The following is a 26,279-nucleotide window of genomic DNA, read 5'->3' as shown; positions in this document are numbered from 1 at the left end:
GCCGGGTCTGATGCGCCGACGACGCCGGCCCCTCTGCCGCGTCCTCGCCGTCAGGGACCCCGGTCGGCGCCACCGGCGTGTCGGGAGGCGCAGCCTCGCCGGCGGACGCCCTCCGCGTGTCACGAGGCGCGGCCTCGTCCGCGGACGCGTCCCGCGGCCCCGTCTCCTCATCGGAGAGAGGCCCCGCGTCCCGTGGGGTGGCCGGGCCGCGGCCCAGGGGGCGGCGGCGGGGCGCGGGGGCGGGTGGGTCGTTCGAGGTCATGGCCCCCGCAGGCTACCGCTACCGTCCCCGCAGGCGGCGTACGAGGATGCTGGCGTCCCCGCGGCTCTCCAGGTCGGCGAGGACCACGGCGACCGCCTCGCGGACGATGCGTCCGCGGTCGACGGCGAGGCCGTGCTCACCGCGCAGGACCAGGCGCGCGTGCTCCAGGTCCATCAGCTCCTCGGCGGACACATACACGGTGATCTTCTCGTCGTGCCGCTCGCGGCCGCTGGGCCGTCGTGCCGCGGACCGCCCCCGCTTGCGCGGGGCCGCAGCGGCCGCGCCGTCGGTGGCCGGCGCCGCGCGCCGTCCGGCGCCCGCGGCGCCCCGGCTGCGGGACTCCGCGGACTCGGCGGGCTCCACGTCCGCCGCGACGTGCTCCGCGCCCTCGCCGTCGCCGCCCTGCACGGGCACCGACTGCGGCGCGTCCTCGTGGGCGGCGGCGGCCGCGTCGCCCTCCCCCGCGGGAGCGGGGACGCGGGCGTCGCCGCCGCGCCTGGGGGTGGACGCCTGGAGCCCCATCCCCCCTGTCGTACGGAAGAGTTCGTCGGCCCCCGGCAGACTCACTCGGCGTGACACCGGGCGAGCACCTCCCTGGCGAGCTGACGGTAGGCGGCGGCGCCGACGGAGTTGGACGCGTACGTGGTGATCGGCTCGCCGGCGACCGTGGTCTCCGGGAAGCGGACCGTACGCCCGATGACCGTGTGGTAGACGTGGTCGTCGAACGCCTCGACCACCCGTGCGAGCACCTCACGGCTGTGCACCGTGCGCGAGTCGTACATGGTGGCGAGGATCCCGTCGAGCTCCAGCTCCGGGTTGAGCCGCTCCTGGACCTTCTCGATGGTCTCGGTCAGCAGCGCCACACCGCGCAGCGCGAAGAACTCGCACTCCAGCGGCACGATCACCTTGTGCGCCGCGGTCAGCGCGTTGACCGTGAGCAGACCGAGCGACGGCTGGCAGTCGATGACAATGTAGTCGTAGTCGTCCATCAGCGGCTTCAGCGCCCGCTGGAGCGTCGACTCGCGCGCGACCTCGCTGACCAGCTGGACCTCGGCCGCCGACAGGTCGATGTTGCTGGGCAGCAGGTCCATGTTGGGGACCGCGGTCTTCAGCAGCACCTCGTCGGCCGCCATGCCCCGCTCCATGAGCAGGTTGTAGACGGTGAGGTCGAGCTCCATCGGGTTGACGCCGAGTCCGACCGACAGCGCGCCCTGCGGGTCGAAGTCGACGAGCAGCACCCGGCGTCCGTACTCCGCGAGCGCGGCACCCAGGTTGATGGTCGACGTGGTCTTGCCGACGCCGCCCTTCTGGTTGCACATCGCGATGATCTTCGCGGGGCCGTGGTCGGTCAGCGGGCCCGGGATCGGGAAGTACGGCAGCGGGCGCCCGGTCGGGCCGATGCGCTCACGGCGCTGGCGGGCCGCGTCGGGCGCGAGCGTGGCCGCGTACTCCGGATCGGGCTCGTACTCGGCGTCGGGGTCGTAGAAGTGCCCCTCGGGCAGTTCGTCGTAGTCGGCGAAATGGTTGTGGGGCGCGCCACTTCCGTCGCCGGCCATGGCGTTCACGTGATGGCCATCCATGCTCTGGTGTGCTGGGTGAGTCACTCCTGGAGTTCCGTGACTCTGGTGGGCTGCGAAGGTGCGCACAGCGACGGAGCCGACAGCAGCGAATCCCGCGGACCCCTGGCCCGGCGCAGGCATTCCTGGTTGACCACCCCCGGGAGTAAATGTCGACTCATTCACAAGTCGTCTTACCTCCTTGGTGACCAGGAAACTTCTAGACAGGTCAGCGTGGCACCATGCCGACGGTTGGCGACTCTATGGCGTGTCGGGCGTCCGCAGCAACACAATCCGCCGGACCCGGCCCGATGTGTCGGCAATGAAACATCCCTCTGTCAAGGGCGTACGGCCGTCGCACAGCAGGTTTCACGGGTGTACGAATCGGTAGAACGGTTACGTTCGAGGCGAGTTGCTCCTGAACCAGGACGTGACCATACACACACCGGGCCGGACCTTGGCGCGCAAGGTCCGGCCCGGTGCGACGCGTTGACGTCCCGAGTTGACGTATCGCCTTTGCGGGTCGGTGACTTGGTCGACTTGGCGTCAGTGCCGCGGATCAGCCGAGCAGCGAGGCGAGCTCCACGTGCTCCAGCCCGTGCGCCTCGGCGACCTCCTTGTAAACGACCTTGCCGTCATGGGTGTTGAGACCCTTGGCGAGCGCCGGGTCGCGGCGCAGCGCCTCCACCCAGCCGCGGTCGGCGAGTTCGACGATGTACGGCAGCGTGGCGTTGGTGAGCGCGTAGGTCGAGGTGTTGGGCACCGCGCCGGGCATGTTGGCGACGCAGTAGAAGACCGACTCGTGCACCTTGAAGGTCGGTTCGGCGTGCGTGGTCGGACGCGAGTCCTCGAAGCAGCCGCCCTGGTCGATCGCGATGTCGACAAGGACACTTCCGGCCTTCATCCGGGAGACCAGCTCGTTGGTGACCAGCTTCGGCGCCTTGGCGCCCGGCACCAGCACGGCGCCGATCACCAGGTCGGCCTCCAGGCAGGCCTTCTCCAGCTCGAAGGAGTTGGAGACGACGGTCTGGATGCGCGTGCCGAAGACCTTGTCGGCCTCCTTGAGCTTGTTGATGTCCTTGTCGAGCAGGGTCACGTGGAAGCCCATGCCGATGGCGATCTGCGCGGCGTTCCAGCCGGACACGCCGGCGCCGATGACGACCGCGCGGCCGGCCAGCACGCCGGGGACGCCGCCGGGCAGCACCCCGCGGCCGCCGTGGGCGCGCATCAGGTGGTAGGCGCCGACCTGGGTGGAAAGGCGGCCGGCGACCTCGGACATCGGGGCGAGCAGCGGCAGGGCCCGATTGGGCAGCTCGACGGTCTCGTAGGCGATGGCGGTGGTGCCGGACTCCAGCAGGGCGTCCGTGCACTCCTTGGACGCGGCCAGGTGCAGGTAGGTGAAGAGCGTCTGGTCCTTGCGCAGGCGGTGGTACTCCTCCGCGACCGGCTCCTTGACCTTGAGCAGCAGGTCGGCGGCGGCCCAGACCTCGTCGGCGGTGTCCAGGATCTGCCCGCCCGCGGCGATGTACTCGCCGTCCGGGATCGAGGAGCCGACACCTGCGCCGCGCTCGATGACGACCTGGTGGCCGTGGCGCACGAGCTCGTGCACGCCGGCGGGGGTGATGGCCACCCGGAACTCGTTGTTCTTGACCTCGCGGGGGATGCCGACCTTCACGTCGATCACGGTCCTTGGCTCAGAGGGTATGGGGATATCACTACACATACCCGGGCACGCACGGGCACACCGGGAGAGACCGCAGGAGATGGTGCGGCAGAGCCAGTCTAATGAAGGTGTTCCCGCTGTCTAGCCTTCCATTGCATCAATCTTCAGCGGAAGCGGTACGGATTTCGCAGGCGTTAGCTCCATGTTCCGGCTCGGAGTCGCCTTCCGGGGCCTCCTCAGCCAGCATGCGCTCGGCCGTGCCGCGGTGCAGCGCGGCCGACGCGGGGTCGCCGAGACGCTCGTAGGAGTCGGCCAGGCGCAGGTGCAGGGCGGTCTGCAACCGGGTGTCCTCGGCGCGCCGCGCCCACTCCACGGCCTCCCGGCAGGTGCGCAGCGACTCCTCGAGCCGCCCCGCGTACTCCTGCACCCGGCCCAGTTCGCTGAGCGCCCTGGCCTGCGCGGCCACGTCCCCGTCCCTGCGGTGTCCGGCGACGGCCGCGCGCCAGTTGCGCATCGCCTCGCCGTAGCGGCCCGCGTAGGTGTGGGCGGCGCCGATGCGGCCGTAGAGCCGGGCGGCCTCGGGACGCTCGTCGCGGGCGAGGCGCTCGGCGAGGGCACGGCCGTACCAGTCCGCCGCCCGGTCGTAGTCCCCGAGGTCCAGGTGCGCGCCGCCCACGGATTCCATCGCGCGGCCGGTGGCGTAGGGGTCGTTGGCCTCGCGTCCGGCGTCCAGGGCGGCCCGGTAGCGCGCCAGCGCCTCCGTGGTGCGGCCGGTGCGGGCGTCGAGGTCGCCGAGGTTGAGCAGGGCGGCGGCCCGTTCGCGGGGCAGGTTCCGGCGCTCGGCGACGTCGAGGACGAGGTTGTGGATGTCGTAGAGGTCGCCGGCGGCGGCGCGGGTGCCGAAGTGCGCGACCAGGGCCCGCACCAGCTGGGACATCAGCCGCCGGGCCAGGGTGTCCAGCTGTCCGTCGGCCACCGCGAGCCGGGCGGCCGCCAGCAGGGCGGGGCGGCGCAGGCGCAGCCAGTCGGCGGCAACGCGGGGGGTGGGGAAGCGCAGGGGGCGCGGCAGGGCGGCGAGCTTCTCGCGGGACTCGGGGCTGTCGGTCTCGGTGATGGCGCGGCAGGACTGGAGCAGCCGCACGGTCCGCTCCAGCATGCGGGCGCGGGCCAGCTGGAGCTCGGCGGGCCGCTCGTGGTCCTCGGCGAGCCGGCGCAGCTCGCGGTGCAGACAGCCGGGCACCCGGTACTGCGGCAGCGAGGAGCCGACCGAGTGCAGCAGGCCGTGGGCGGCGAAGTCGTCGAGGGTGGTGTGCGCGGCCTCGACCGAGCAGCCGGTGAGGGCGGCGGCGGTGTGCGGGTCGACGAGACCGGCCGGGGCGAGGGCGAGCAGGCGCAGGGTGCGGGCGGCGGTCTGCGGCAGCGCGTCGTGCACCAGCCGCAGCAGCCGGGCGGTGACGGGGGCGGCGCCGGCGTCGGTGTGCAGCTGCTTGGCGAGGTCGGCGACGGCGGCCTTGGGGCGTGCGGCGAGCCAGCCGCCGGCCAGCACCAGCGCGGCGGGCTGGCCCTGGCACTGCTCGGCGAGGCGCTCGGCGGCCCGGGGGTCGACGGTGATGCGCACCGAGCCGGTGAACCGGGACAGCAGTTCCACCCCGGACTTGGTGTCGAGGCCGCCGAGGGTGCAGGGGCGGACGTCGGCGATGCCGGTGAGCGGTCCTGAGGAGACGGCGACGGCCAGGCAGTCGGGGTTGTCCGGGAGCAGGGCGTCGACCTGCTCGGCGTCGGCGGCGTCGTCGAGCAGCAGCACCGCGCGGCGCTCGGCGAGGGCGGTGCGCAGCGCCTCGGCGAGCTCGTCCTCGGGGGCGCCGGCGGGTGCGGGCTCGCCGAGCGCGTCGAGCAGATCGCGGGCGGCGCGTCCGACGGGCACGGGGGTGCCGTCGGGTTCGCCGAGCCGGGTGCGGAGGACCCCGTCGGGGTAGTCGCCGGCGACCTGGCGGACGAGTTCCTCGGCGAGGGCGGAGCGGCCCGATCCGGGCCGTCCGGCGATGAGCAGCACGCGTGCGCGGGGGGCCTTGCGGCCGGAGAGGGTGTCGAGTCCGGCGCGCTCGATGTCGGCGCGCAGTTCCTTCAACTCCCTGGTACGGCCCAGGAATCGACCGTCCGGGTGGGCGCCTCGAGGGAGCCGCACGCCGTTCGGGTCCACCGCCTGATCCGTCACGGGCCACACTCCCGTCCCACCGCACGCGCAAGCCCGCCGGGTCTCCGGTACGGGCGTTTTCCAGAGCCTAGTTCACGCTCTGCGACGTTCCGTGAGGAGCGCGGCGCGGTGGGCGAGACTCCCTCGATCGGATCAACAGATCGTAGGATTCACGCCCCTGGGAGCGCGCAGGGAGCCGTACGGCTGATACCGCCCGGGCCGTACGGCCGGTACCGCCCCGGGGGCCCTACGCCGTCACGCCTCGAACGGCCGGGCCGGCCACGGCGCCTCAGCCGGGCGCAGCGCGTCCAGACCGTCGCCGGAGCGGGCGGCGACCAGCGAAAGCACGCCCACCACCAGGCAGTTGTTGTGCAGGTCACCGGCGAGCACGCCGCGCACCAGCTCGTCGACGGGGACCCGGGCCAGCTCCATGTCGGCCTCCTCGTCCTCCACCGCGAACCGGTCGCCCTCGGCCTCGGACAGCCCCCGGGCCAGGAAGATCCGCACGGCCTCGTCGCAGCCGCCGGGCGTGGTGTAGACGTCGGTCAGCACCCGCCAGTCCTCCGCCTTGACGTGCGCCTCCTCGTACAGCTCGCGCTGGGCGGCGTGCAGCGGGTTCTCGCCGGGCACGTCGAGCAGACCGGCGGGGATCTCCCACAGCTTCTGGCGCACCGGATGCCGGTACTGGCGCAGCACGACGGCCCGGTCCGCGTCGTCGAGGGCGAGGACGGCCACGGACCCCGGGTGGACCTGGTAGTCGCGGTGGACCACGGCGCCCCCGGGCATGACGACCTCGTCGGTGCGCACCGAGGTCTTCTTGCCGACGAAGGGGGTCTGCGTCCCGCGGATCTCCCACTCCTGAGGGGTGTCCTTGATCGTCATGCCTGTCCTTCCGAGCCGATGCGGCGGTACCCGGCCGGCCTGCGAAAAGGCAGCCGGGGCGCGAACCGTTGAAGGTTCGCACCCCGGCAACCGTACAACTGGGTGTGCTACTGCGAGATCTTCCGCTCGACCGCGGCCTTCACCAGCCCGGCGAAGAGCGGGTGCGGGCGGGTCGGACGCGACCGCAGCTCCGGGTGCGCCTGGGTGGCGACCAGGTAGGGGTGCGTGTCACGCGGGTACTCGACGTACTCGACGAGCTTGCCGTCGGGCGAGGTGCCGGAGAACTTGAGGCCCGCCTTCTTCTCCAGCTCCGCGCGGTAGGCGTTGTTCACCTCGTAGCGGTGCCGGTGGCGCTCCTCGACGTACTCCTTGCCGTCGTAGACCTCGCGGACGATGGAGCCCTCGGCCAGCTTGGCCGGGTACATGCCGAGCCGCATGGTGCCGCCCATGTCGCCCTCGCCGGCGACGATGTCGAGCTGCTCCGCCATGGTGGAGATCACCGGGTGGGCGGTGGCCGGGTCGAACTCGGTGGAGTTGGCGTCGGAGATGTCCGCCAGGTTCCGCGCGGCCTCGATGACGATGCACTGGAGGCCCAGGCAGAGACCGAGCAGCGGGATCTTGTTCTCGCGGGCGTACTTGATCGCGCCGACCTTGCCGAGCACACCGCGGTCGCCGAAGCCGCCGGGGATGCAGATGCCGTCGACGTCGGCGAGCTGCGCCTGGGCGCCCGCCGGGGTCTTGCAGTCGTCGGACGTGACCCACTTGATCTTCACGCGGGCCTTGTTGGCGAAGCCGCCGGCGCGCAGCGCCTCGGTCACCGACAGGTAGGCGTCCGGCAGGTCGATGTACTTGCCGACCAGGGCCAGGGTGATCTCGTGGTCGGGGTTGTGCACCCGGTCCAGCAGGTCGTCCCAGGTGGTCCAGTCGACGTCGCGGAACGGCAGGTCCAGCTTGCGGACCACGTACGCGTCCAGGCCCTCGCCGTGCACGGTCTTCGGGATGTCGTAGATCGAGCGGGCGTCGGGGCAGGCGACCACGGCGGCCTCGTCGACGTCGCACATCAGCGAGATCTTCCGCTTGATGGCGGTGGGCACCTCGCGGTCGCAGCGCAGCACGATCGCGTCGGGCTGGATGCCGATGTTGCGCAGCGCCGCCACCGAGTGCTGGGTCGGCTTGGTCTTGAGCTCGCCGGACGGGCCGATGTAGGGAAGGAGAGAGATGTGGACCACGAACACGTTGTCCCGGCCGACCTCGTGCCGCACCTGGCGGACGGTCTCCAGGAACGGCAGCGACTCGATGTCGCCGACCGTGCCGCCGACCTCCGTGATCACGACGTCGACCTCGTCGGTCGCCATGCGCCGGATGCGGTGCTTGATCTCGTTGGTGATGTGCGGGATGACCTGGACGGTGTCGCCCAGGTACTCGCCGCGCCGCTCCTTGGCGATCACCGTGGAGTAGACCTGGCCCGTGGTGACGTTGGCGGAGCCGTCAAGGTCGCGGTCGAGGAAGCGCTCGTAGTGGCCGATGTCCAGGTCGGTCTCGGCGCCGTCGTTGGTGACGAACACCTCACCGTGCTGGAAGGGGTTCATCGTGCCCGGGTCGACGTTGAGGTACGGGTCGAGCTTCTGCATCACGACGCGCAGGCCGCGGGCCTTGAGCAGCATGCCGAGGCTGGAGGCGGTCAGGCCCTTGCCGAGAGAGGAGGCGACACCCCCGGTGACGAAGATGTGCTTGGTCGTCGAAGCTGTGCTGTTTCGGAAAGCAGCGGGCGGCATGGCCAAGAGGGGGCTCCCGTGGTCGCGGTCTGTGGGTGCGGTTCCGGGGTTTCTCGCCCACCGGTCCACGGGCTACCAGCGTATCAGCGCCGCGGGAGGATGGCTCACGGCCACGCTCCGCGCACAAGAGGCCACGCAGCATGTAACACGCACGAGACCCTCACCCGGGGCTCACTCGTTCGGCGGACCCGCGTTGCCGCGAGCGGCACACAGATCATCTACGTGCGTCGTATCCTGCTCGGACACTCGCTGCCGAGCCCGGCCGGCCGAACGGCACCACCCCCGCCCGTAAGTTCCGGAACAACGTGAGCTCGTCAGTTCGTTGAGCGAAGATTGGCGCTTTGCATGCACGGCTGAGCGACTGCTTTGCTTCACAGCTCAACGACGCATTGCAACACCCCCCTTGACCGCACTAGCGACAGCCCCCTCGTGGGGTGACGTGGCCGTTCGACTGGAGATGCACGTGGCCGGGCGCATCGAAGACTACGCACTCATCGGAGACATGCAGACCGCAGCGCTGGTCTGCCGGGACGGCACGGTCGACTGGCTGTGCCTGCCGCGCTTCGACTCGCACGCCATCTTCGCCGGGCTGCTGGGAACCGAGGAACACGGCTTCTGGCGGCTGGGCCCCGCGCACGCCGACGACGCGGAGCCGCCCGCGGCGACCCGGCGGCACTACCGGGGCGACTCCCTGATCCTGGTATCCGAGTGGGACACCCCCCGCGGCACGGTCCGCGTGACGGATTTCATGCCCCCGCGCGACGGCGCCCCGCAGCTCATCCGCATCGTGGAAGGCGTCTCGGGCCGCGTCCCCATGCGCTCGACCCTGCGCATGCGCTTCTCCTACGGCCGGGTGGTGCCGTGGGTGCACCGGCACGAGGGCCGTACCGTCGCCGTGGCCGGCCCGGACTCGGTGTGGTTCGACACCGACGCCGAGACCTACGGCGAGGAACTGACCACGTACTCGGACTTCACGATCGCGCCCGGCGACCGTGTGGCGTTCACCATCTCCTGGGAGCCCTCGCACAAGCGGCCCCCGGCGCTGCCCGAGCCCGAGCAGTCCCTGGAGGCCACCGAGGACTTCTGGCGCGAGTGGGTCGAGCACTGTACGTACCACGGCCCCTACCGTGAGGCCGTGATCCGCTCCCTGATCACGCTGAAGGCCCTCACCTACGCCCCGACCGGCGGGATCGTCGCCGCGCCCACGACCTCGCTGCCCGAGGACATCGGCGGCGTCCGCAACTGGGACTACCGCTACACCTGGCTGCGGGACGCGGCGATCACCCTGTCCTCGCTGCTGCGCACCGGCTACCGCGAGGAGGCCCGCGCCTGGCGCGAGTGGCTGCTGCGCGCGGTGGCCGGCGACCCGGAGAACCTCCAGATCATGTACGGCATCGCCGGCGAGCGCGAGCTCGGCGAGGCGGAGCTGGACTGGCTGCCCGGCTACGAGGCCTCCGCCCCCGTCCGGGTCGGCAACGGCGCGGCCCACCAGCTCCAGCTGGACGTGTACGGCGAGGTCACCGAGGCGCTGCACCTGGCCCACATGACCGGCCTCGCACGCAACGACTACGCCTCGCTGCTCCAGCTGAAGCTGATCAGCTACCTGGAGAAGCACTGGCAGGAGCCCGACGAGGGCATCTGGGAGGTGCGCGGCCCGCGCCGCCACTTCGTGCACTCCAAGGTGATGGCCTGGGTCGCCGTCGACCGCACCATCAAGCTGATCGAGTCCGGCGACGCCGACGGCCCGCTGGAGCGCTGGAAGGAACTGCGCGACGACATCCACCGCGAGGTCTGCGAGAAGGGCTACGACAAGGAGCGCAACACCTTCACCCAGTCCTACGGCTCCAAGGAGCTGGACGCCTCCCTGCTGCTGATCCCGCAGGTGGGCTTCCTGCCGCCGGACGACAAGCGGGTGATCGGCACCGTCGAGGCGATCCAGCGTGAGCTGTCCACCTCCGACGGGTTCATCCTGCGCTACCCGACCGAGGGCAAGGAGGAGGGCGTCGACGGCCTGCCCGGCGACGAGGGCGCGTTCCTCGCCTGCTCGTTCTGGATGGCCGACGACCTGGCCATGATCGGCCGCGTGGACGAGGCGCGGAAGCTGTTCGAGAAGCTGCTGTCGCTGCGCAACGACCTCGGGCTGCTGGCGGAGGAGTGGGACCCGCGCCTGAAGCGCCAGGTGGGCAACTTCCCGCAGGCCTTCAGCCACGTGCCGCTCATCGACACGGCCCTGCGCCTGACGGCGTCGGGGGCGTACGCGGGCTGACCGCGCCGCCTCCGCTTCGGCCCCCGTCCCCGGCCGGTCCGGGTGCGGGGGTCCGTCCGTGCGGGCCGGGCGTGTGACGGGGACGCGCCCCCGGGTACCGTCCGCTGCATGAGCACCGCCGGCACTCCCCCGCCCACAGGCATCACCGTGCAGCGCGCCCTGGAGCTGCCGGGGCTGCGCGGCGGCCTTCCCGAGGTCGTCGCCTGCGCGGAGCGGCTGGGGCGCACGGTGCGCTGGGTGCACGCGGGCGAGGTGCCCCACATCGCCTCCCTGCTCAAGGGCGGCGAACTGCTGCTGACCACCGGCTACGGACTGGGCACGCGCCCGGCCGACCAGCGGGCGTTCGTGCGCACGCTGGCCGAGCGGGGCATCGCGGCCCTGGTGGTCGAGCTGGGCCCGCGCTTCACGCGGCTGCCCGCCGCCCTGGTCGACGCGGCCCGCTCCGCCGGACTGCCGCTGGTGCAGCTCCACCGCGAGGTGCCGTTCGTCACGGTCACCGAGGAGATCCACACCGAGATCGTCAACGGGCACTACGCGCTGCTCCAGCGCGCGGAGGAGGTGCACCGGCGCTGCACCGAGGCGCTGCTCGGCGGTGGGGGCGTGCCGCAGGTCCTGGAGATCCTCGCCGGGTTCACCGGCAATCCGGTGTTCCTGGAGACCACCGACGGACGGCTGCTGTACGCGGCCGGCGAGGGCCCCGAGGGCGCCGAGCCGCTTCAGGTGTGGGAGGGGCTGCGCGAGCGGCAGCGCGACGACCCGCCGGCCGGCACGGTTCTGGTGGACGTGCCCGGCGGGGGCCCGGGCAGCGGCGGCGTCCGGGCGCGGCTGGTGCTGCTGCCGGTGCGCAGCGCGCCGCAGCCGGTGCACCGGATGGCGGCGGAGCGGGCGGCGGGCGTCCTCGCCCTGGTGCTGATGCAGGCCCGCCAGGAGGAGGAGCTGGCGGCGCGCGGCCGCGGCGACTTCCTCACCGACCTCGCCGAGGGCCGGGTCGGCGCGGAGGACGCGCCCGCGCAGGCCAGGGTGCTGGGCTTCAAGCCGGGGCCGGGGCCGCTGCTGCCGGTGGTCATGCGGCTCGGCGACACGCTGTCCCCGCTGAACGGCGGCTGGGCGGTGCTGGCCCGCGCGGTGGGCGAGGAGCTGTCCTCGCTCGGCGTGCCGGTGCTGCTGGGCGTGCGGCCGGTCGAGGGACGGGTGCCGCTGCTGCTCGCGCTGCGCGCGGAGAAGGACCGTCCGTCCGTCGCGGACCGGGTGGCCGCCGCGCTGCGCGCCGGGGTGGAGCGCGCGGGCATGCTGCGGCCGGGCGGACGGCCGCCCGTGGTGGTGGTCGGGCCGGCCGGCGGCTGGGCGGCGGTGCCGACGGGGCTGCGGCACGCGGTGGAGACGGCGACGGCGGCGCAGGGGCTGCCGGAGCGGCCCTGGTACGACGCCCGGCGGCTGGACATCGACCTGCTGCTGTGGCGGCTGCGCGACCATCCGGACCTGGCGGACTTCGTGGACCGGGCGATCGGCCCGGTCCTGGCTCACGACCGCCGCTCGCGGCCCGCCCTGCTGCCGACCCTGGAGACCTATCTGGCGCACGCCGGCCGCAAGGCGGAGACCGCGCGGGAACTGCACCTGAACCGTCAGACGCTCTACAACCGGCTCGCGCGCATCGGGGAGTTGCTGGGCGCCGACCTCGACGACCCGCAGACGGTCCTGACACTGAGCCTGGCGCTACGGGCCCGACGGCATGTGCCGTGACCGCGGCAGCGTGCTGCCGACAGCTGACCGCGTGCTGACGGCTGTCGGCCGCGTGATGGCCGACAGCCGTCCGCACGCCGCCCAACTGGCCTCGTGCTGACGGCTGCCAGCCGCGTGGTGACGGCCGCTGGCCCTGCGCTGACGGCTGCCGGCCCCTTGCTCACAACTGCCGGCCGCGTGCTGACGCCGTAGACCCCGGTCGGTCTACTGCCGACCACATGCCGCCCGGCCGCCGGCCTCCGCCGTCGCCTGTCGGCCGCGTGCGGACGGCCGCCGACCCGCGCTGACGACAACTGGCCTCGTGCTGACGGCCACTGGCCTGCTGACGGCTGCCGGCCCTTGCTCACAACTGCCGGCCGCGTGCTGACGCCGCAGGCCCCGTGCGGTCTACTGCCGACCACATGCCGCCCGGCCGCCGGCCTCCGCCGTCGCCTGTCGGCCGCGTGCAGACGGCCGCCGACCCGCGCTGACGACAACTGGCCTCGTGCTGACGGCCACTGGCCTGCTGACGGCTGCCGGCCCTTGCTTTCAACTGCCGGCCGCGTGCTGACGCCGCAGGCCCCGTGCGGTCGACTGCCGGTCCCGTGCCGTCGGCCGCCGGCCTCGCGCTCACGGCCGTCGGCTGTCGGCCACGTGCCGTCGGCCGCGCCGACCACGCGTTCCCGACAGCCGACCCCGAGCTGCCGACAAGTGGCCCCGTGCCGTCGGCCACCGTGTTCAGGTCAGCGGGCGGGGCTGGGTCAGCTCGTCGTAGACGGCGAGGACCTGGGCGACCGTCTGGTCCTCGGTCGGCCAGGTCGCGGCCTGGCGTACACCCCGCCGCACGAGCGCCTCGCGGTGCTCCGGGTGCTCGAGGAGCCGGGTCACGGCGTCGGCGAGGGCACGCGCGTTGCCCTGCGGTACGAGTTCCGCGGCGTCGCCGACGAGTTCGGGGAGGGAGCCGACCCGGGAGGCGACGAGCGGCACGCGCGCGTGCAGGGCCTCCTGGGCGAACGTCGACCGCGCCTCCTCGCCGCGGCAGGGCAGCACGGCCACGTCGGCCGCGGCGAGCAGGTCGGAGGCGTCCTCGCGCCGGCCGAGCAGCCGCACCGGCAGGTCCCGCGCCTCGACGGCGCGCCGCAGTTCGGCGTGCAGCGGCCCCTCCCCCGCGATCACCACCAGCGGCGCCGGGTCGAGGCGCTGCCAGGCGTGCGCGGCGTCCACCAGCACGTCATGGCCCCGGTGCCGCTCCAGGGAGCCGACGGCGACGATCAACGGGCGGTCCACGGCGCCGAGTTCGGCGCGCACCTTGGGCCGCCGCCGCTCCGCCTCCTCCGACGCCGGCGCGCTGCGGGGGCCCGGCAGGGAGACCGCGGCCAGCCGGGCGTCCCGCGCCCCGCTGCGGCGCGCGCGGTCCACCAGCGCGGAGGTCGTCCCCAGCACCACGGTGGCGGCCCGTACGACCCGTCGCTCCAGCACGCGCAGGAAGTGCGCGCGGGGGCCCTCGGCGTACGCCCGGTCGTGCCAGGTGACGACGAACGGGGTGCCGCGCCCGCTGAGCGCCAGTGACGTGCGGAACGAGGCGTGCAGTCCGTGCGCGTGCACCAGGTCGGCGCCCGAGCAGGCGGCGCGCAGCGCGGCCACCGAACCGGGGTCGCTGCTGCGCGGCACGTGCACCAGCTCCGCGCCGACGCCGGTGAAGCCGTAGGCGCCGTCCGCCTCCTCGGGGGCGCACACCGTCACCCGCACGCCCCGTGCCACGAGCCCGGCGGCCAGCGAGCGTACGTGCGCGCCGCCGGCGGCGTTGCCGCCGCCCAGCACCTGCACGGTGCGCAGTGGCGGCCGGCCGTGCGGTGCGTGGCTGCTCACGGGGGTCACGTGGCCGGGCTCCTGGTTCGGGTCGGACGGTCACGACGAACGTACCGAAGGATCCCGCGGAGGGGTGGCCCGCGCGGCGTCCTCCGCGTACACCGTCAAGCATGCCAGCACGCACGGCAGTTCCGGGAAACGCGCGGGCGTACGCCGGGGGTCCACACGGGACGGCACATCACCCGTAAGGATGACGGAAGGTCCCCGTCCGGCAGGGTCAGGCGTCCGCCCGGGCCGCCGCGAGCAGCTCCTCCGCGTGCGCCCGCGCCGTCTCGGAGTCCTCCTGGCCGGCCAGCATCCGCGACAACTCCCGTACGCGGTCCTCGCCTTCGAGCACCTTCACGCCGGACCGGGTGACCGAGCCGTCGTCGGTCTTCTCCACCAGCAGCTGCCGGTCGGCGAACGCGGCCACCTGCGGCAGGTGCGTGACGACCACGACCTGCGCCTTCTTCGCGAGCCGTGCCAGCCGCCGCCCGATCTCCACCGCCGCCTTGCCGCCGACGCCCGCGTCCACCTCGTCGAAGAGGTACGTCGGCACCGGGTCGGTCCCCGCGAAGACGACCTCCACCGCCAGCATCACGCGCGACAGCTCACCGCCCGAGGCGCCCTTGGCGATCGGCCGGGGCGGCGCCCCGGGGTGCGGGGCCAGCAGCAGCTCGACCTCGTCCACGCCCGACGGACCGTACGCCACCGTGCGCCCGTTCACCTCGACACCGTCGGGGTCCTCGGTCTGCCGGATCTCGAACGAGACGCGCGCGTGCGGCATCGCGAGCGACGCCAGCTCCTCCGTCACGGCCGCCGCGAACCGCTCCGCCGCCTCCGCCCGCGCCTGGGACAACTCCTGCGCCAGCGCGCCCAGTTCGACGCGGAGTGCGTCTCGTTCCGCGGTCAGCTCGCCGATCCGCTCGTCGTCGCCCTCCAGTTCGGTGAGGCGCGTGGCGCTCTGCTCCGCCCAGGCCAGCACCGCGGCGACGTCCTCGCCGTACTTGCGGGTCAGCGCGGTCAGCGCCGCCCGGCGCTCCTCCACCGCCGCCAGCCGCAGCGGGTCCGCGTCCAGGTCGTCGGCGTAACCGGCCAGCTCGCCCGCGACGTCACGCAGCAGGATGCCGATCTCGCCGATCCGGTCGGTCAGCGCGGCCAGCGCCGGGTCGTGCGCCCGCACGGCCTCCAGCGCCCGCTGGGCGCCCGCGACGAGCGTCCCCGCGTCCACGCCCTCGGGGTCCTCCGGATTGCCCGCCAGCGCGGCGTGCGCGACCGCGGCGGCCGACGCCAGCGCCTCGGCGTGCCCGAGCCGCTCCGCCTCCTCCGCCAGTTCCGTGTCCTCGCCGGCCCGCGGCTCGACCGCGGCGATCTCCTCGAGACCGAAGCGCAGCAGGTCGGCCTCCTGGGCCCGCTCCCGCGCGCGGGTGGTGATCTCCTCCAGCTCCGCGGCGACCGCCCGCAGCCGCTTGTACGCCTCCGCGTACTTGCCGAGCGGCACGGCGACCGCGTACCCGGCGTACCGGTCGAGCGCCTGGCGCTGCCGGGACAGCTTCAGCAGGCCCTGCTGGTCGCTCTGCCCGTGCACGGCCACCAGGTCGTCGGCGAGTTCCGCGAGCAGCCCCACGGGCACGCTGCGTCCGCCCAGGTGGGCGCGGGACCGCCCCTCGGCCGAGACGGTACGGCTGACCAGCAGCGTCCCCTCGTCGAGCTCGGCCCCGGCCTCCTCGGCGCGCACCACGGCCGGCGAGCCCTCGGGCACGGCGATCCGTCCCTCGACCACGGCGTTGCGCGCGCCGATGCGCACCAGGGCCGCGTCCGCGCGCCCGCCGAGCAGCAGGCCCAGGCTGGTGACCACCATGGTCTTGCCCGCACCCGTCTCACCGGTGACGGCGGTGAAGCCGGGCGACAGCTCCACCACAGCGTCGTCGATGACACCGAGCGACCGTATCCGCATCTCTTCAAGCACGGACACGACCATACGAGGTCGACGCCGGGGAGTGCGACCGCCCCGCCCTTGTCACCCGGCCGAGTGGAAGCGCCCCTCCAGGGGCGCGGGACTGCATCGACATGCGGCTCCGCCGCGTGGGCGCGCGCGACGGCTACTGCGGCGCCCCCCGCCACCCCGACACGGGCAACGCGAACTTCGCCACCAGCCGGTCGGTGAACGAAGCGTGATGCAGCCGGGCCAGCCGTACCGGCACGGCCCCCCTCCGCACCTCCACCCGAGCCCCCGCGGGCAGCTCGACGGTCCGCCGCCCGTCGCACCACAGCACCCCCGGCGGCACATGCGGCAGCACCTCCACCGCCAGAACGGAGTTCGGAGACGTCACCAACGGCTTCGCGAACAACGCGTGCGCGCTGATCGGCACCATCAGCAAGGCCTCGACCTCCGGCCACACCACGGGCCCGCCCGCGGAGAACGCGTACGCGGTGGACCCGGTCGGCGTGGCGCACACGATGCCGTCGCAGCCGAACCCGGTCACCGGCCGGCCGTCGATCTCCAGGACGACCTCCAGCATCCGCTCGGCGGACACCTTCTGCACGGCCGCCTCGTTCAGCGCCCAGTCGGTGTGCACGATGTCGCCGTTGCGGTGCACGACGACGTCGACGGTCATCCGCTCCTCGACCTCGTACGCCCGGCTCACCACCCGGTCGACGACCTTCTCCAGATCGTCCCGCTCGGCCTCGGCGAGGAATCCCACGCTGCCGAGGTTGACGCCGAGCATCGGCACCCCGGAGGCGCGGGCGAACTCGGCGCCGCGCAGCAGCGTGCCGTCACCGCCGAGGACGATCAGCAGCTCGCAGTCGTCCAGGCACTGCGGGGTGGCCTCCTTGACCGTCTCCACGTCGTCCGGGAGCGGCAGGTCGCGGGCCTCCTCCTCCAGCACCCGCACCCCGAGACCGGAGCGCAGCAGGCCCTTGACCACGAGTTCGGCGCTGCGGATGGCCGCGGCCCGCCCGGTGTGGGCCAGCAGGAAAACAGTACGAGCACGGTTCTGTGTCAACGCGGCCCCTCCGCCACAGCACGGTCAACGTCGGCCGGGTCCAGTTCCGGTGCCCCGGCCCGCAGCCACAGGAAGTATTCGACATTCCCGGAGGGCCCGGGCAGCGGACTCGCCGTCACACCCTTCGCCCCGAGCCCCAGCTCCCAGGCCTTGGCGGCCACCCCCCGGACGGCCTCGGCGCGCAGCTGCGGGCTGCGGACGACACCGCCGCTGCCCAGCCGCTCCTTGCCCACCTCGAACTGCGGTTTCACCATCATCACCAGATCGGCGTCCGGCGTCACGCACCGCTTCAGAGCGGGCAGCACCAGTCCGAGCGGGATGAACGACAGATCCCCCACGACAAGATCCACTGGCTCCCCATCGATGGCCTCGAGCGTCAACTCCCGTACGTTCGTACGGTCCTTGACGGTCACGCGTTCATCCTGCCGAAGAGACCACGCGAGTTGTCCGTATCCGACGTCCACCGCGACCACGTGTGCGGCGCCCGCCCGCAGCAGCACATCGGTGAAACCGCCCGTGGAGGCGCCGGCGTCGAGCGCGCGGCGGCCCTTGACGACAAGACCTCGCGGCACGAAGGCGTCCAGCGCCCCGGCCAGTTTGTGACCCCCGCGGGAGACGTAGTCGGGGTCGCCGGCGTCCTCGGCGACCACGATCGCGGCCGCGGTCTCCACCTGGGTGGCGGGCTTGGTGGCCACCGTCCTGCCCACGCTGACCCGCCCGGCGGCGATCAGCTGGCTGGCGTGTTCGCGCGAGCGCGCCAGCTTGCGGCGGACCAGCTCCGCGTCGAGACGGCGGCGTGCGACTCCTGCCACGTTCGGTTCAGCTCCTGTGTCCTTGTGCCGGCGGGGGCCCCGGGCGGGTGTCGAGCGCGGTGAGCGCGTCGCGCAGCCCCCGGTGTACATCCTCGTACACCTCGAGGTGGCCGTCGGTGGTGAGGTGGTCGGCGTCGGCCAGCCGCTCCACATGGGCGTCGACCTCGGCGTTCCCGGTCGGGGTGCGCGGCACGCCCAGGGGAGCGGGTCCGGCGGGCCCGTCCTGCGGGGCGCCGGTGTCCGCCTCCGTGTCCGGCTCCGTGTCCGCCGCCTGCGGCACTGCGTCGTTCATGCCCCGACGCTACCGCGAACGGCTGGGGTACCGTCGTGCGCGATGGCCACGATCGAGGAGTGCCGTGCGGCACTCGACAAGCTTTCGGACAGCATGGGACGCGCCGAGGGCGACGTCCGTGCGGCGGCGTCCATGGAGCGGTCGGTCAGCTGCCACATCACCGACCTGGACGTGACCTTCGCCGGACGGCTCACCGGCGGCCGGATCGACGTGCGGGACACCTTCCCCGGCCCGCCGCGCGAGAAGGCGCAGATCCGGCTCGCCATGACGGGCGACGACCTGGTGGCCCTGGTCGGCGGGGAGCTGCACTTCGCCCGGGCCTGGGCCTCGGGGCGGGTACGGCTCGAGGCGGGCCTGCGCGACCTGTTCCAGCTGCGGAAGCTCCTGTAGCGCCTCGGACCCTGTCGGCCTCAGACCGTCGACGCCTCCGCCCTGCCGGCCTCCGCCTTCGCTCGGGACGCCCGCGCCGCCGGCACCACCAGCGGGGTGCCCGTCTCGGGGTCGTCGATGACCTGGCAGCGCAGCCCGAACACCTCCTCCACCAGCTCGGCGGTGACGATGTCCTTCGGCGCGCCCTGGGCGACGACCCGGCCCTCGCGCAGGGCGACGAGATGGGTGGCGTACCGGGCGGCGTGATTGAGGTCGTGCAGCACGGCGACGAGGGTGCGGCCCTGCTCCTCGTGCAGGTCGGCGCACAGGTCGAGCACGTCGATCTGGTGCTGGATGTCCAGGTAGGTGGTCGGCTCGTCGAGCAGCAGCAGCGGCGTCTCCTGGGCCAGCGCCATGGCGATCCACACGCGCTGCCGCTGCCCTCCGGACAGCTCGTCGACGTACCGCTCCGCGAGGCCCGCGACGCCGGTGCGGGCCATGGACTCCTGGACGACCCGCTCGTCCTCGGAGGACCACTGGCGCAGCAGGCTCTGGTGCGGGTAGCGGCCACGCGCGACCAGGTCGCCGACGGTGATGCCGTCGGGCGCGATGGACGACTGGGGCAGCAGGCCGAGGGTGCGGGCGACCTTCTTGGCGGGCAGGGAGTGGATGGCCTGCCCGTCCAGCAGCACCCGGCCCTCGGTGGGCTTCAGCATGCGGGACAGGGCGCGCAGCAGGGTGGACTTGCCGCAGGCGTTGGGGCCGACGACGACCGTGAAGGAGTGGTCCGGTATCTCCACCGACAGCTGTTCGGCGATGACCCGCTGGTCGTAGGCCAGAGTGACGTTCTCGGCGGACAGGCGGTTCACGGTGCTCCTTCGGGTGTTCTTCTTCTCGGCGCCGCTCATATCCGGCCCGCCCTGCGCTCGGTGACCAGCAGCCACAGCAGGTAGACGCCGCCGAGCACGCCGGTGACCACGCCCACGGGCAGCTGCTCGGCGCCGAACGCCCGCTGCGAGAGGACGTCGGCGAGGACCAGCAGGGCGGCGCCCATGCACATCGAGGCGACCAGGTTCGGTCCGGGCGAACGGGTCAGGCGCCGGGCGAGCTGCGGCGCGGTGAGCGCGACGAAGCTGACCGGTCCCGCGGCGGCGGTCGCGGACGCGGTGAGCAGCACGGCGCACAGCATCAGCACCAGCCGCATCCGCTCGACGCGCACGCCGAGGGCGTTGGAGACGTCGTCGCCCATCTCCGTCATGCGCAGCGCGCGGGAGTTGGCGAGAACGACCGGGACGAGGACGGCGCACAGCGCGAGCAGCGGCCATACCTGCTTCCAGTCACGCCCGTCGAGGGACCCGGTCATCCACACGACCGCGCGGGCCGCGTCGACGATGTCGGACTTGGTGAGCAGATAGCCGTTGACCGCCGTGACGACCGCGGAGACGCCGATGCCGACCAGCACCAGCCGGTAGCCGTGCACGCCCCGCTTCCAGGCGAGGACGTAGATGGCGGTGCCGGTGAGCAGGCCGCCGGCGAGCGCGCCGAGGGCCACCTGGTTGGCGGTGCCGGAGAACAGCACGATCATGGTGAGCGCGCCGGCCGTGGCGCCCTGGCCGAGGCCCAGGATGTCGGGGCTGCCCAGCGGGTTGCGGGAGATGGACTGGAACAGGGCGCCGCCGATCCCGAGGGAGGCGCCGACGAGCAGCCCGACCAGGACCCGCGGCAGCCGCAGTTCGGTGACGATGAACTCCTGCCCCTCGTCGCCCTGGCCGACCAGGGTGGTCAGCACGTCGGAGGCGGACATCGGGAAGTCGCCGGTGCCGATGAGCACCACGCTCGCGCCGAGCGCCAGCAGCATCAGCAGCACGACGACGGTGAGGGCACGCACGTCCAGCCGGACCGAGAGGCCGCCGGGGACGCGCACCGCACGGGTGGTCTTCACAGCTGGGCCGTCCTCCGCCGTCGTACGAGAAGAATGAACACCGGGCCGCCGATGATCGCGGTGACGATGCCCACCTGCAGTTCGGCGGGCCGGGCCACGACCCGGCCGAGCACGTCCGCGCCGAGCAGCAGCACCGGCGACAGGACCGCCGCGTACGGCAGGATCCAGCGCTGGTCGGGTCCGGTGAAGGAGCGCACCACGTGCGGCACCATCAGGCCGACGAAGACGATCGGCCCGCACGCGGCGGTCGCGGCGCCGCTCAGCATCGTCGCGACCAGCATGGACAGCGCGCGGGTGCGGTTGAGGTCGGCGCCGAGCGCCTTGGCGGTGTCGTCGCCCATGCCCATGGCGTTCAGCGGCCGGGCGAGCAGCAGCGCCAGCACGCTGCCGACGACCAGGAACGGCACCACCTGCATGACGGCCTCGTCGCTGCCGGAGGAGAGCGAGCCCACCGTCCAGAAGCGCATCCGGCCGAGTGCGGCGTCGTCGAGGATCATCACAGCCTGGAGATAGCCGTAGAGCGCGGCGCTGATCGCGGTGCCGGCGAGCACCAGCCGTACCGGGGTGGCGCCCCGGCGGCCGCCGAGGAACCACACCACCGCGCCGACGGCGGCCGCCCCGCAGAACGCGAACCACACATATCCGGACAGGGAGGTGACGCCGAAGAAGGTGATGGCGGTGACGACCGCGGCGGACGCGCCCGCGTTCAGGCCGAGGAGTCCCGGGTCGGCCAGCGGGTTGCGGGTCAGCGCCTGGAGCACGGCCCCGGCGAGACCGAGGGCGGCGCCGGCGAGCAGACCCAGCAGGGTGCGGGACAGCCGGTCGGACACGACCGTGTCGGCGTAGGTGCCCGACGCGTCGAACAGTCCGTGCCACACCTGCCCCAGGGACAGTTCCTTCGCGCCGACCGCGATGCTCGCCAGCGCGACGAGCACCAGGACCGCGAGGGACACGAGCAGACCGGCCGCGCGTATCGCCCGGCGGCCGGGGAGCGCGGAGGCGGTCTCCGCGCGCTGTTCGGGGGGACTCTCGACCAACACCCGGTTAGGTTAGCCTATCCTCCCATTGGATCAAGCTCCGGTGGCCCGGCGGGCCGTCACAGACCCAGCCGCGCCAGCGCCTTGTCCGCGTCCAGCCCGCACGCCTCCTCGCCGGCCGCCGTCCAGGCCGCCGCGCACAGCGCCCGCAGGCCGTCCACCGGGGCGCCGTCCCCGTCCAGCTCCAGCCGCCCGGCGCCGGCCGACGCCGTCCACCCGCCGCACCGGAACCCGCCGCCGGCCCCGGCGACCTCCGGCTGACCGGTCAGCAGCCCCCGCAGGTCGGCGTCCACGTACGTCGGCCGGTGCCGCGGCGGCGCCGCGAGGAGCTGCGCGCCGCCGGTCACCCCGGTGAGCACCAGCAGCGAGTCCACCCCGCCGTTGAACGCCCCCTCGATGTCCGTGTCCAGCCGGTCCCCCACCACCAGCGGCCGCTCGGCGCCCGTCCGCAGGATCGTCTCCCGGTGCATCGGCGGCAGCGGCTTGCCCGCCACCTGCGGCTCGGCGCCGGTGGCGATCCGTACGACCTCCACCGCCGCGCCGTTGCCCGGCGCGATGCCCCGGCCGCTGGGGATCGTCAGGTCGGTGTTGGACGCGAACCACGGCACCCCGCGCGCCACCGCGTAGCACGCCTCGGCGAAACGGCCCCACGCCAGCTCCGGGCCGCCGTACCCCTGCACGACCGCCGCCGGGTCGTCGTCCGCCGACTCCACCGGCACCAGCCCGCGCTCGCGCAGCGCCACCCGCAGGCCCTCGCCGCCCACGACGAGCACCCGGGAGCCCTGCGGCACCTGGTCGGCGATGAGCCGCGCCACCGCCTGCGCGGAGGTGATGACGTCACCGGCCTCGGCGGGTATGCCCAGCTCGGTCAGGTGCGCGGCGACGGCGTCGGGCGTGCGCAGCGCGTTGTTGGTCACGTAGGCGAGACGCATGCCGCCGTCCCGCGCCGTGGCGAGGGAGGGGACCGCGTGCCCGATGGCCTCACCGCCCGCGTACACCACTCCGTCGAGGTCGAGCAGCGCCGTGTCGTACGCCTCGCTCAGGGCCTGCCCACTGCCCTCGGGCCTCGTCCTGACGCTCCGGCTCATTCCGCATCGCTCCTCGTTCGACGGCTTTCCCCCGATCATCCCTCATGGGGCCGACACCCGTACGATGCCGGGATGAACACTGCAGGTCACTCGAGCGCGACGGCGCCCCGGGGGCTGGAACTCACCCCGTTCCGCGGCCTTCGGTACGACCCCGACCGGGTCGGCAGCCTGGCCGCCGTGACATCCCCGCCCTACGACGTCGTGGTCCGCCCCGACGGCCTGCACCACCTTCAGTCCGCCGACCCCTACAACATCGTCCGCCTGATCCTGCCCGAGGCCGGCACGCCCGCGGAGCGCAACGCCCAGGCCGCCGAGACGCTCCGCCGCTGGCGCGCCGAGGGCGTCCTCATCCCCGACCCGGAACCCGGCCTGTACGTCTACGAGCAGCGCGACGGCGACGGCCTGGTGCAGCGGGGCGTGATCGGCGCGCTGCGCGTCTCCGGCCCCGAGGAGCGGCTGGTGCTGCCGCACGAGGACGTCATGTCGCACATCGTCGCGGACCGCGCGGACCTGATGCGGGCGACCAGCGCCAACCTGGAACCCCTGCTCCTCACCTACCGGGGCGACGACGGCACGGCGGTGGGCACGGCCGCCCTGATCGAGCGCACGGCAGAGCGGCCCGCGCTTCTCGCGACGACCACCGAGGACGGCGTCCACCACCGCCTGTGGTCCGTCACCGACCCCGCCGACCTGGCGGTGATCGGCGGCGAACTGTCAGCCCACCAGGCCCTGATCGCCGACGGCCACCACCGCTGGGCGACCTACCGCCGTCTGCGCGCGGAGCACCCCTCCCCCGGCCCCTGGGACCACGGCCTGGTCCTGCTGGTCGACACGGCCCGCTATCCGCTGCGGGTCCGCGCCATCCACCGCCTGCTGCACGGCCTGCCGGTCCCCGAGGCCGTCCGGGCGCTGGACGGCTCGTTCCGCGTCCGCCGCCTGGACGTGCCGCTGCCGCAGGCGATGGACGCGCTGGCCGAGGCGGCGGCGCAGGGCAACGCGTTCCTGCTCACCGGGGCCGACGACGCCTTCCACCTCGTCGACCGGCCCGACCCCGCGCTGCTGGACCGCACGGTGCCCGGTGACCGCCCGGCCGCCTGGCGCACCCTGGACGCGACGGTCCTGCACGCCACGCTCCTCGACCATGTCTGGCGCGTCCCCGACGACCCCGCCCACATCGCGTACATCCACGACACGGCGGCCACGGTGGACAAGGCCCGGCGCGACGGCGGTACGGCGGTGCTGATGCACGCCGTGCACGAGGACGTCGTACGCGACCTCGCCCGCCAGGGGGTGACGATGCCCCGCAAGTCGACGTCGTTCGGCCCGAAGCCGGCGTCGGGCCTGGTGCTGCGGGCGCTGGACCTCTGAGCGCCCCGGACACACGAAAAGGGGCGGACCCCGGCTGGTCGCCGGGGTCCGCCCCTTTCATGTCATGTGCGTGGCTGCCACGCGGACGTCAGTCCTTGTGGTCGTCGTCGTCCTGCGCGGCCTGGCCGGCGCGGTCGGCGCCGTCCTGGTCCTCGTCCTCGTCCTCCACAAGGGCGTCCATGAACTCCACGCCCTCCAGCTCGGCCAGCCGGTCGGAGGCGTCGGTGCTGCCGTCCCGGTCGGCCTCGACGGCCTTGGCGAACCACTCACGCGCCTCACCCTCACGGCCGGCCGCGAGCAGCGCGTCGGCGTACGCGTACCGCAGACGCGCGGTCCACGGCTGCACGGAGTTCGACGCCAGCTCGGAGCTCTGCAGGGTGACGATGGCCGCGTCCAGCTGGCCCATGTCGCGCCGGGCGCCCGCCGCGACGAGCCGCATCTCGACCTGGCCGGCCTTGTCCAGCTTCTGCACCTCGGGGGCGCCGGCCATGTCCAGCGCCTTCTCCGGCCGTCCGAGACCGCGCTCGCAGTCCGCCATCAGCGGCCACAGCTCCACGGTCCCGGTCATCCGCCGCGCGGCCCGGAACTCGGCGAGCGCCTCGGCGTACTTCTGCGTCGCGTACGCGGCGAACCCGGCGGCCTCCCGCACGGCGGCCACGCGCGAGGCGAGCCGCAGGGCGATACGGGAGTAGGCGTAGGCGCGCTCGGGCTCCTCGTCGATGAGCCGGGCGACCATCACCAGGTTCTTGGCGACGTCCTCGGCGAGCGTCTTGGGCAGGCTCTGGAGCTCCTGCCGGACGTCCTTGTCGATCTCGTCGCCGGTGACGTCCTCGGGGATCGGCAGCCGCTTGATGGGCTCGCGGTCACGGTCCCGCTCGTCACGGAACCGGCCGCCGCCCTGGCGGTCGTCGCGCCCACGGAACCCACCGGGACGGCCGCCCCGGTCGTCGCGCCGCGGCCCACGTCCGCGCGAGTCGCGGTCGTCACGTCCGCGGAAGCCGCCCCGGTCGCCCCGGTCACGGTCGTCGCGCCGGAAGCCGCCGCCACGCGAGTCGCGGTCGCCGCCCCGGGAGTCGGTACGGCTGTCGCCACCGCGACGGAAGCCGCCACGGTCGCGATCGCGGTCGCGGTCACCGCGCTCGGGGCGGTCGTCCCGGCGGAAACCGCCCCGGTCGCCCCGGTCGCCACGGTTGTCGTCGCGGCGGAAGCCACCACGGTCACCACGGTCGTCGGAACGACCCCGGTAACCACCACGGTCCCGATCGTCACGCCGATCGTCACGCCGGTCGTCGCGCCGGTCATCCCTGCGGTCGTCGCGCCGGCCGTATCCACGGTCGTCGTCGCGACGGAAACCGCCGCGGTCACCGCGGTTGTCGTCCCGGCGGAAACCGCCCCGGTCGCCGCGGTCGCCACGGTTGTCGTCGCGGCGGAAGCCACCACGGTCACCACGGTCGTCGGACCGACCCCGGTAACCACCACGGTCCCGATCGTCACGCCGGTCATCACGCCGGTCATCACGCCGGTCGTCCCTGCGGTCGTCGCGCCCGCGGTACCCGCCGCGCTCGCCCCCGCGGTTGTCGCGGTTGTCGTCCCGCCCGCGGAAACCGCCCCGCTCGGGCCGGCCGCCGCTGCGGTCCCGGTCGTCACGACGGTCCCGGTCGCGGTCGCGGTCGTCGCGGCGGAAGGGGGGACGGTCGCCGTCCCTGCGGAAGCCACGGTCGCGGTCGTTGCCGCGCCGGGGGCCGCCACCGCCGCGCTGGCCGCCACGGTCCGAGCGGTCACCACTGTCCCGTCGGCGCTGGTCGCGCTCCGGTCGGTCGTCGGGAGAGTTGGTGGACATCGGTGACTCCTGTCTCGGGTACTGCAAGCATAAATACAAAAAGGACCCCTGGCCCCAGCTGAACGCTGGCGACCAGGGGTCCTCCAAAAGATTGTTCGGCGGCGTCCTACTCTCCCACAGGGTCCCCCCTGCAGTACCATCGGCGCTGTAAGGCTTAGCTTCCGGGTTCGGAATGTAACCGGGCGTTTCCCCTACGCTATGACCACCGAAACCCTGATGGTTTCGAGCGAACAAGCACACTCTTCTGTTATGCGTTCTGCTCAAAGCCGACAACGGTCGTTGTCTCAGAACTAACACAGTGGACGCGAGCAACTGAGGACAAGCCCTCGGCCTATTAGTACCGGTCAACTCCACACGT

20 protein-coding genes and 1 rRNA gene are annotated in these 26,279 nt (G+C 73.3%); 4 read left to right on the top strand and 17 right to left on the bottom strand.

All coding sequences use genetic code 11. The features are described 5' to 3' along the window. Positions 1 to 280: 280 nt before the first annotated feature. The 6 genes from ACFOSY_RS30585 to ACFOSY_RS30560 all read right to left on the bottom strand — a co-directional run bounded on the left by ACFOSY_RS30585 (position 281) and on the right by ACFOSY_RS30560 (position 8,332). A complete protein-coding gene (locus tag ACFOSY_RS30585; protein ID WP_394313164.1) occupies positions 281 to 841 on the bottom strand; it encodes a hypothetical protein in 561 nt (186 codons plus the stop codon). Beyond that, complete coding sequence (locus tag ACFOSY_RS30580) at positions 826 to 1,962, bottom strand: ParA family protein (protein ID WP_078592272.1); 1,137 nt, start codon at positions 1,960 to 1,962, stop codon at positions 826 to 828. Before ACFOSY_RS30580 ends, ACFOSY_RS30585 begins: the two co-directional genes overlap by 16 nt. A 415-nt stretch (positions 1,963 to 2,377) precedes the next feature. Further along, on the bottom strand, positions 2,378 to 3,502 hold the full coding sequence (ald, locus tag ACFOSY_RS30575) for an alanine dehydrogenase (protein ID WP_086685722.1): 1,125 nt from the start codon (positions 3,500 to 3,502) through the stop codon (positions 2,378 to 2,380). Between the two features lie 136 nt (positions 3,503 to 3,638). Then, positions 3,639 to 5,696 (bottom strand): tetratricopeptide repeat protein, encoded by a 2,058-nt coding sequence (locus ACFOSY_RS30570; protein WP_394313161.1) that lies wholly within the window; start codon positions 5,694 to 5,696, stop codon positions 3,639 to 3,641. A gap of 234 nt (positions 5,697 to 5,930) precedes the next feature. Beyond that, positions 5,931 to 6,557: an NUDIX domain-containing protein gene (locus ACFOSY_RS30565; protein WP_394313159.1), complete on the bottom strand. Its 627-nt coding sequence runs from the start codon at positions 6,555 to 6,557 to the stop codon at positions 5,931 to 5,933. A 107-nt stretch (positions 6,558 to 6,664) separates the two neighbouring features. Then, positions 6,665 to 8,332 carry a CTP synthase gene (locus tag ACFOSY_RS30560; protein WP_394313157.1) on the bottom strand — a complete coding sequence of 556 codons (1,668 nt, stop codon included), beginning with the start codon at positions 8,330 to 8,332 and terminating at the stop codon, positions 6,665 to 6,667. 463 nt (positions 8,333 to 8,795) lie between these two features. Between ACFOSY_RS30560 and ACFOSY_RS30555 the strand changes: the two genes are divergently transcribed. Then, a complete protein-coding gene (locus ACFOSY_RS30555) occupies positions 8,796 to 10,598 on the top strand; it encodes a glycoside hydrolase family 15 protein (protein ID WP_394313200.1) in 1,803 nt (600 codons plus the stop codon). A gap of 108 nt (positions 10,599 to 10,706) precedes the next feature. After that, positions 10,707 to 12,338: a PucR family transcriptional regulator gene (locus ACFOSY_RS30550; RefSeq protein WP_394313155.1), complete on the top strand. Its 1,632-nt coding sequence runs from the start codon at positions 10,707 to 10,709 to the stop codon at positions 12,336 to 12,338. A gap of 717 nt (positions 12,339 to 13,055) precedes the next feature. On the opposite strand, the gene ACFOSY_RS30545 is transcribed toward ACFOSY_RS30550, so the two are convergent. The 5 genes from ACFOSY_RS30545 to ACFOSY_RS30525 all read right to left on the bottom strand — a co-directional run bounded on the left by ACFOSY_RS30545 (position 13,056) and on the right by ACFOSY_RS30525 (position 18,277). Further along, positions 13,056 to 14,195: a glycosyltransferase family 4 protein gene (locus ACFOSY_RS30545; protein WP_394313153.1), complete on the bottom strand. Its 1,140-nt coding sequence runs from the start codon at positions 14,193 to 14,195 to the stop codon at positions 13,056 to 13,058. A 208-nt stretch (positions 14,196 to 14,403) separates the two neighbouring features. Continuing rightward, a complete protein-coding gene (recN, locus tag ACFOSY_RS30540) occupies positions 14,404 to 16,146 on the bottom strand; it encodes a DNA repair protein RecN (protein WP_394313150.1) in 1,743 nt (580 codons plus the stop codon). 121 nt (positions 16,147 to 16,267) lie between these two features. Beyond that, positions 16,268 to 17,173: an NAD kinase gene (locus ACFOSY_RS30535; RefSeq protein WP_006132518.1), complete on the bottom strand. Its 906-nt coding sequence runs from the start codon at positions 17,171 to 17,173 to the stop codon at positions 16,268 to 16,270. After that, positions 17,170 to 17,985: a TlyA family RNA methyltransferase gene (locus ACFOSY_RS30530; RefSeq protein ID WP_394313145.1), complete on the bottom strand. Its 816-nt coding sequence runs from the start codon at positions 17,983 to 17,985 to the stop codon at positions 17,170 to 17,172. Before ACFOSY_RS30530 ends, ACFOSY_RS30535 begins: the two co-directional genes overlap by 4 nt. Positions 17,986 to 17,992: 7 nt before the next feature. Beyond that, positions 17,993 to 18,277 (bottom strand): hypothetical protein, encoded by a 285-nt coding sequence (locus ACFOSY_RS30525; protein WP_394313143.1) that lies wholly within the window; start codon positions 18,275 to 18,277, stop codon positions 17,993 to 17,995. A gap of 42 nt (positions 18,278 to 18,319) precedes the next feature. On the opposite strand from ACFOSY_RS30525, the gene ACFOSY_RS30520 reads away from it, so the two are divergent. After that, entirely contained in the window at positions 18,320 to 18,667 is a 348-nt protein-coding gene (locus tag ACFOSY_RS30520) for a sterol-binding protein (RefSeq protein ID WP_394313141.1), read from the top strand. 20 nt (positions 18,668 to 18,687) lie between these two features. Here ACFOSY_RS30520 and ACFOSY_RS30515 read toward each other — a convergent pair whose 3' ends face one another. From ACFOSY_RS30515 to ACFOSY_RS30500, 4 genes are read right to left on the bottom strand one after another with little or no spacing between them, the layout of a single operon-like run. After that, on the bottom strand, positions 18,688 to 19,554 hold the full coding sequence (locus ACFOSY_RS30515) for an ABC transporter ATP-binding protein (protein ID WP_394313139.1): 867 nt from the start codon (positions 19,552 to 19,554) through the stop codon (positions 18,688 to 18,690). After that, the gene (locus ACFOSY_RS30510) at positions 19,551 to 20,588 is read right to left on the bottom strand and encodes a FecCD family ABC transporter permease (RefSeq protein ID WP_394313137.1); all 1,038 of its coding nucleotides are present in this window, start codon (positions 20,586 to 20,588) and stop codon (positions 19,551 to 19,553) included. The genes ACFOSY_RS30515 and ACFOSY_RS30510 overlap by 4 nt, the downstream gene beginning before the upstream one ends. Further along, positions 20,585 to 21,628, bottom strand: coding sequence for a FecCD family ABC transporter permease (locus ACFOSY_RS30505; RefSeq protein ID WP_394313136.1), 1,044 nt, complete (start codon positions 21,626 to 21,628; stop codon positions 20,585 to 20,587). The genes ACFOSY_RS30510 and ACFOSY_RS30505 overlap by 4 nt, the downstream gene beginning before the upstream one ends. Positions 21,629 to 21,684: 56 nt before the next feature. After that, positions 21,685 to 22,713, bottom strand: coding sequence for an HAD hydrolase-like protein (locus tag ACFOSY_RS30500; protein ID WP_394313135.1), 1,029 nt, complete (start codon positions 22,711 to 22,713; stop codon positions 21,685 to 21,687). A 72-nt stretch (positions 22,714 to 22,785) separates the two neighbouring features. Between ACFOSY_RS30500 and ACFOSY_RS30495 the strand changes: the two genes are divergently transcribed. Then, a complete protein-coding gene (locus ACFOSY_RS30495) occupies positions 22,786 to 24,081 on the top strand; it encodes a DUF1015 family protein (RefSeq protein ID WP_394313133.1) in 1,296 nt (431 codons plus the stop codon). Positions 24,082 to 24,169: 88 nt separating this feature from the next. On the opposite strand, the gene ACFOSY_RS30490 is transcribed toward ACFOSY_RS30495, so the two are convergent. Next, on the bottom strand, positions 24,170 to 24,925 hold the full coding sequence (locus ACFOSY_RS30490) for a hypothetical protein (protein WP_394313198.1): 756 nt from the start codon (positions 24,923 to 24,925) through the stop codon (positions 24,170 to 24,172). Positions 24,926 to 26,014: 1,089 nt separating this feature from the next. Next, positions 26,015 to 26,131, bottom strand: a 5S ribosomal RNA gene (gene rrf / locus ACFOSY_RS30485). Positions 26,132 to 26,279 lie beyond the last annotated feature (148 nt).

The organism is Streptomyces lusitanus (genome assembly GCF_042647945.1).
Classification (GTDB): Bacteria; Actinomycetota; Actinomycetes; order Streptomycetales; family Streptomycetaceae; genus Streptomyces; species Streptomyces pseudogriseolus.
The sequence above is the reverse complement of the archived record's forward strand: the minus strand, read 5'-3'. Positions and strand labels throughout refer to the sequence as shown.

Excerpts from the sequence above, each read along its gene's own strand:
- ACFOSY_RS30580 (WP_078592272.1), bottom strand. The coding sequence starts at position 1,962 with ATGCCTGCGCCGGGCCAGGGGTCCGCGGGATTCGCTGCTGTCGGCTCC.
- ACFOSY_RS30565 (WP_394313159.1), bottom strand. The coding sequence starts at position 6,557 with ATGACGATCAAGGACACCCCTCAGGAGTGGGAGATCCGCGGGACGCAG.
- ACFOSY_RS30560 (WP_394313157.1), bottom strand. The coding sequence starts at position 8,332 with ATGCCGCCCGCTGCTTTCCGAAACAGCACAGCTTCGACGACCAAGCAC.
- ACFOSY_RS30550 (WP_394313155.1), top strand. The coding sequence starts at position 10,707 with ATGAGCACCGCCGGCACTCCCCCGCCCACAGGCATCACCGTGCAGCGC.
- recN (WP_394313150.1), bottom strand. The coding sequence starts at position 16,146 with ATGGTCGTGTCCGTGCTTGAAGAGATGCGGATACGGTCGCTCGGTGTC.
- ACFOSY_RS30525 (WP_394313143.1), bottom strand. The coding sequence starts at position 18,277 with ATGAACGACGCAGTGCCGCAGGCGGCGGACACGGAGCCGGACACGGAG.
- ACFOSY_RS30520 (WP_394313141.1), top strand. The coding sequence starts at position 18,320 with ATGGCCACGATCGAGGAGTGCCGTGCGGCACTCGACAAGCTTTCGGAC.
- ACFOSY_RS30515 (WP_394313139.1), bottom strand. The coding sequence starts at position 19,554 with ATGAGCGGCGCCGAGAAGAAGAACACCCGAAGGAGCACCGTGAACCGC.
- ACFOSY_RS30500 (WP_394313135.1), bottom strand. The coding sequence starts at position 22,713 with ATGAGCCGGAGCGTCAGGACGAGGCCCGAGGGCAGTGGGCAGGCCCTG.
- ACFOSY_RS30495 (WP_394313133.1), top strand. The coding sequence starts at position 22,786 with ATGAACACTGCAGGTCACTCGAGCGCGACGGCGCCCCGGGGGCTGGAA.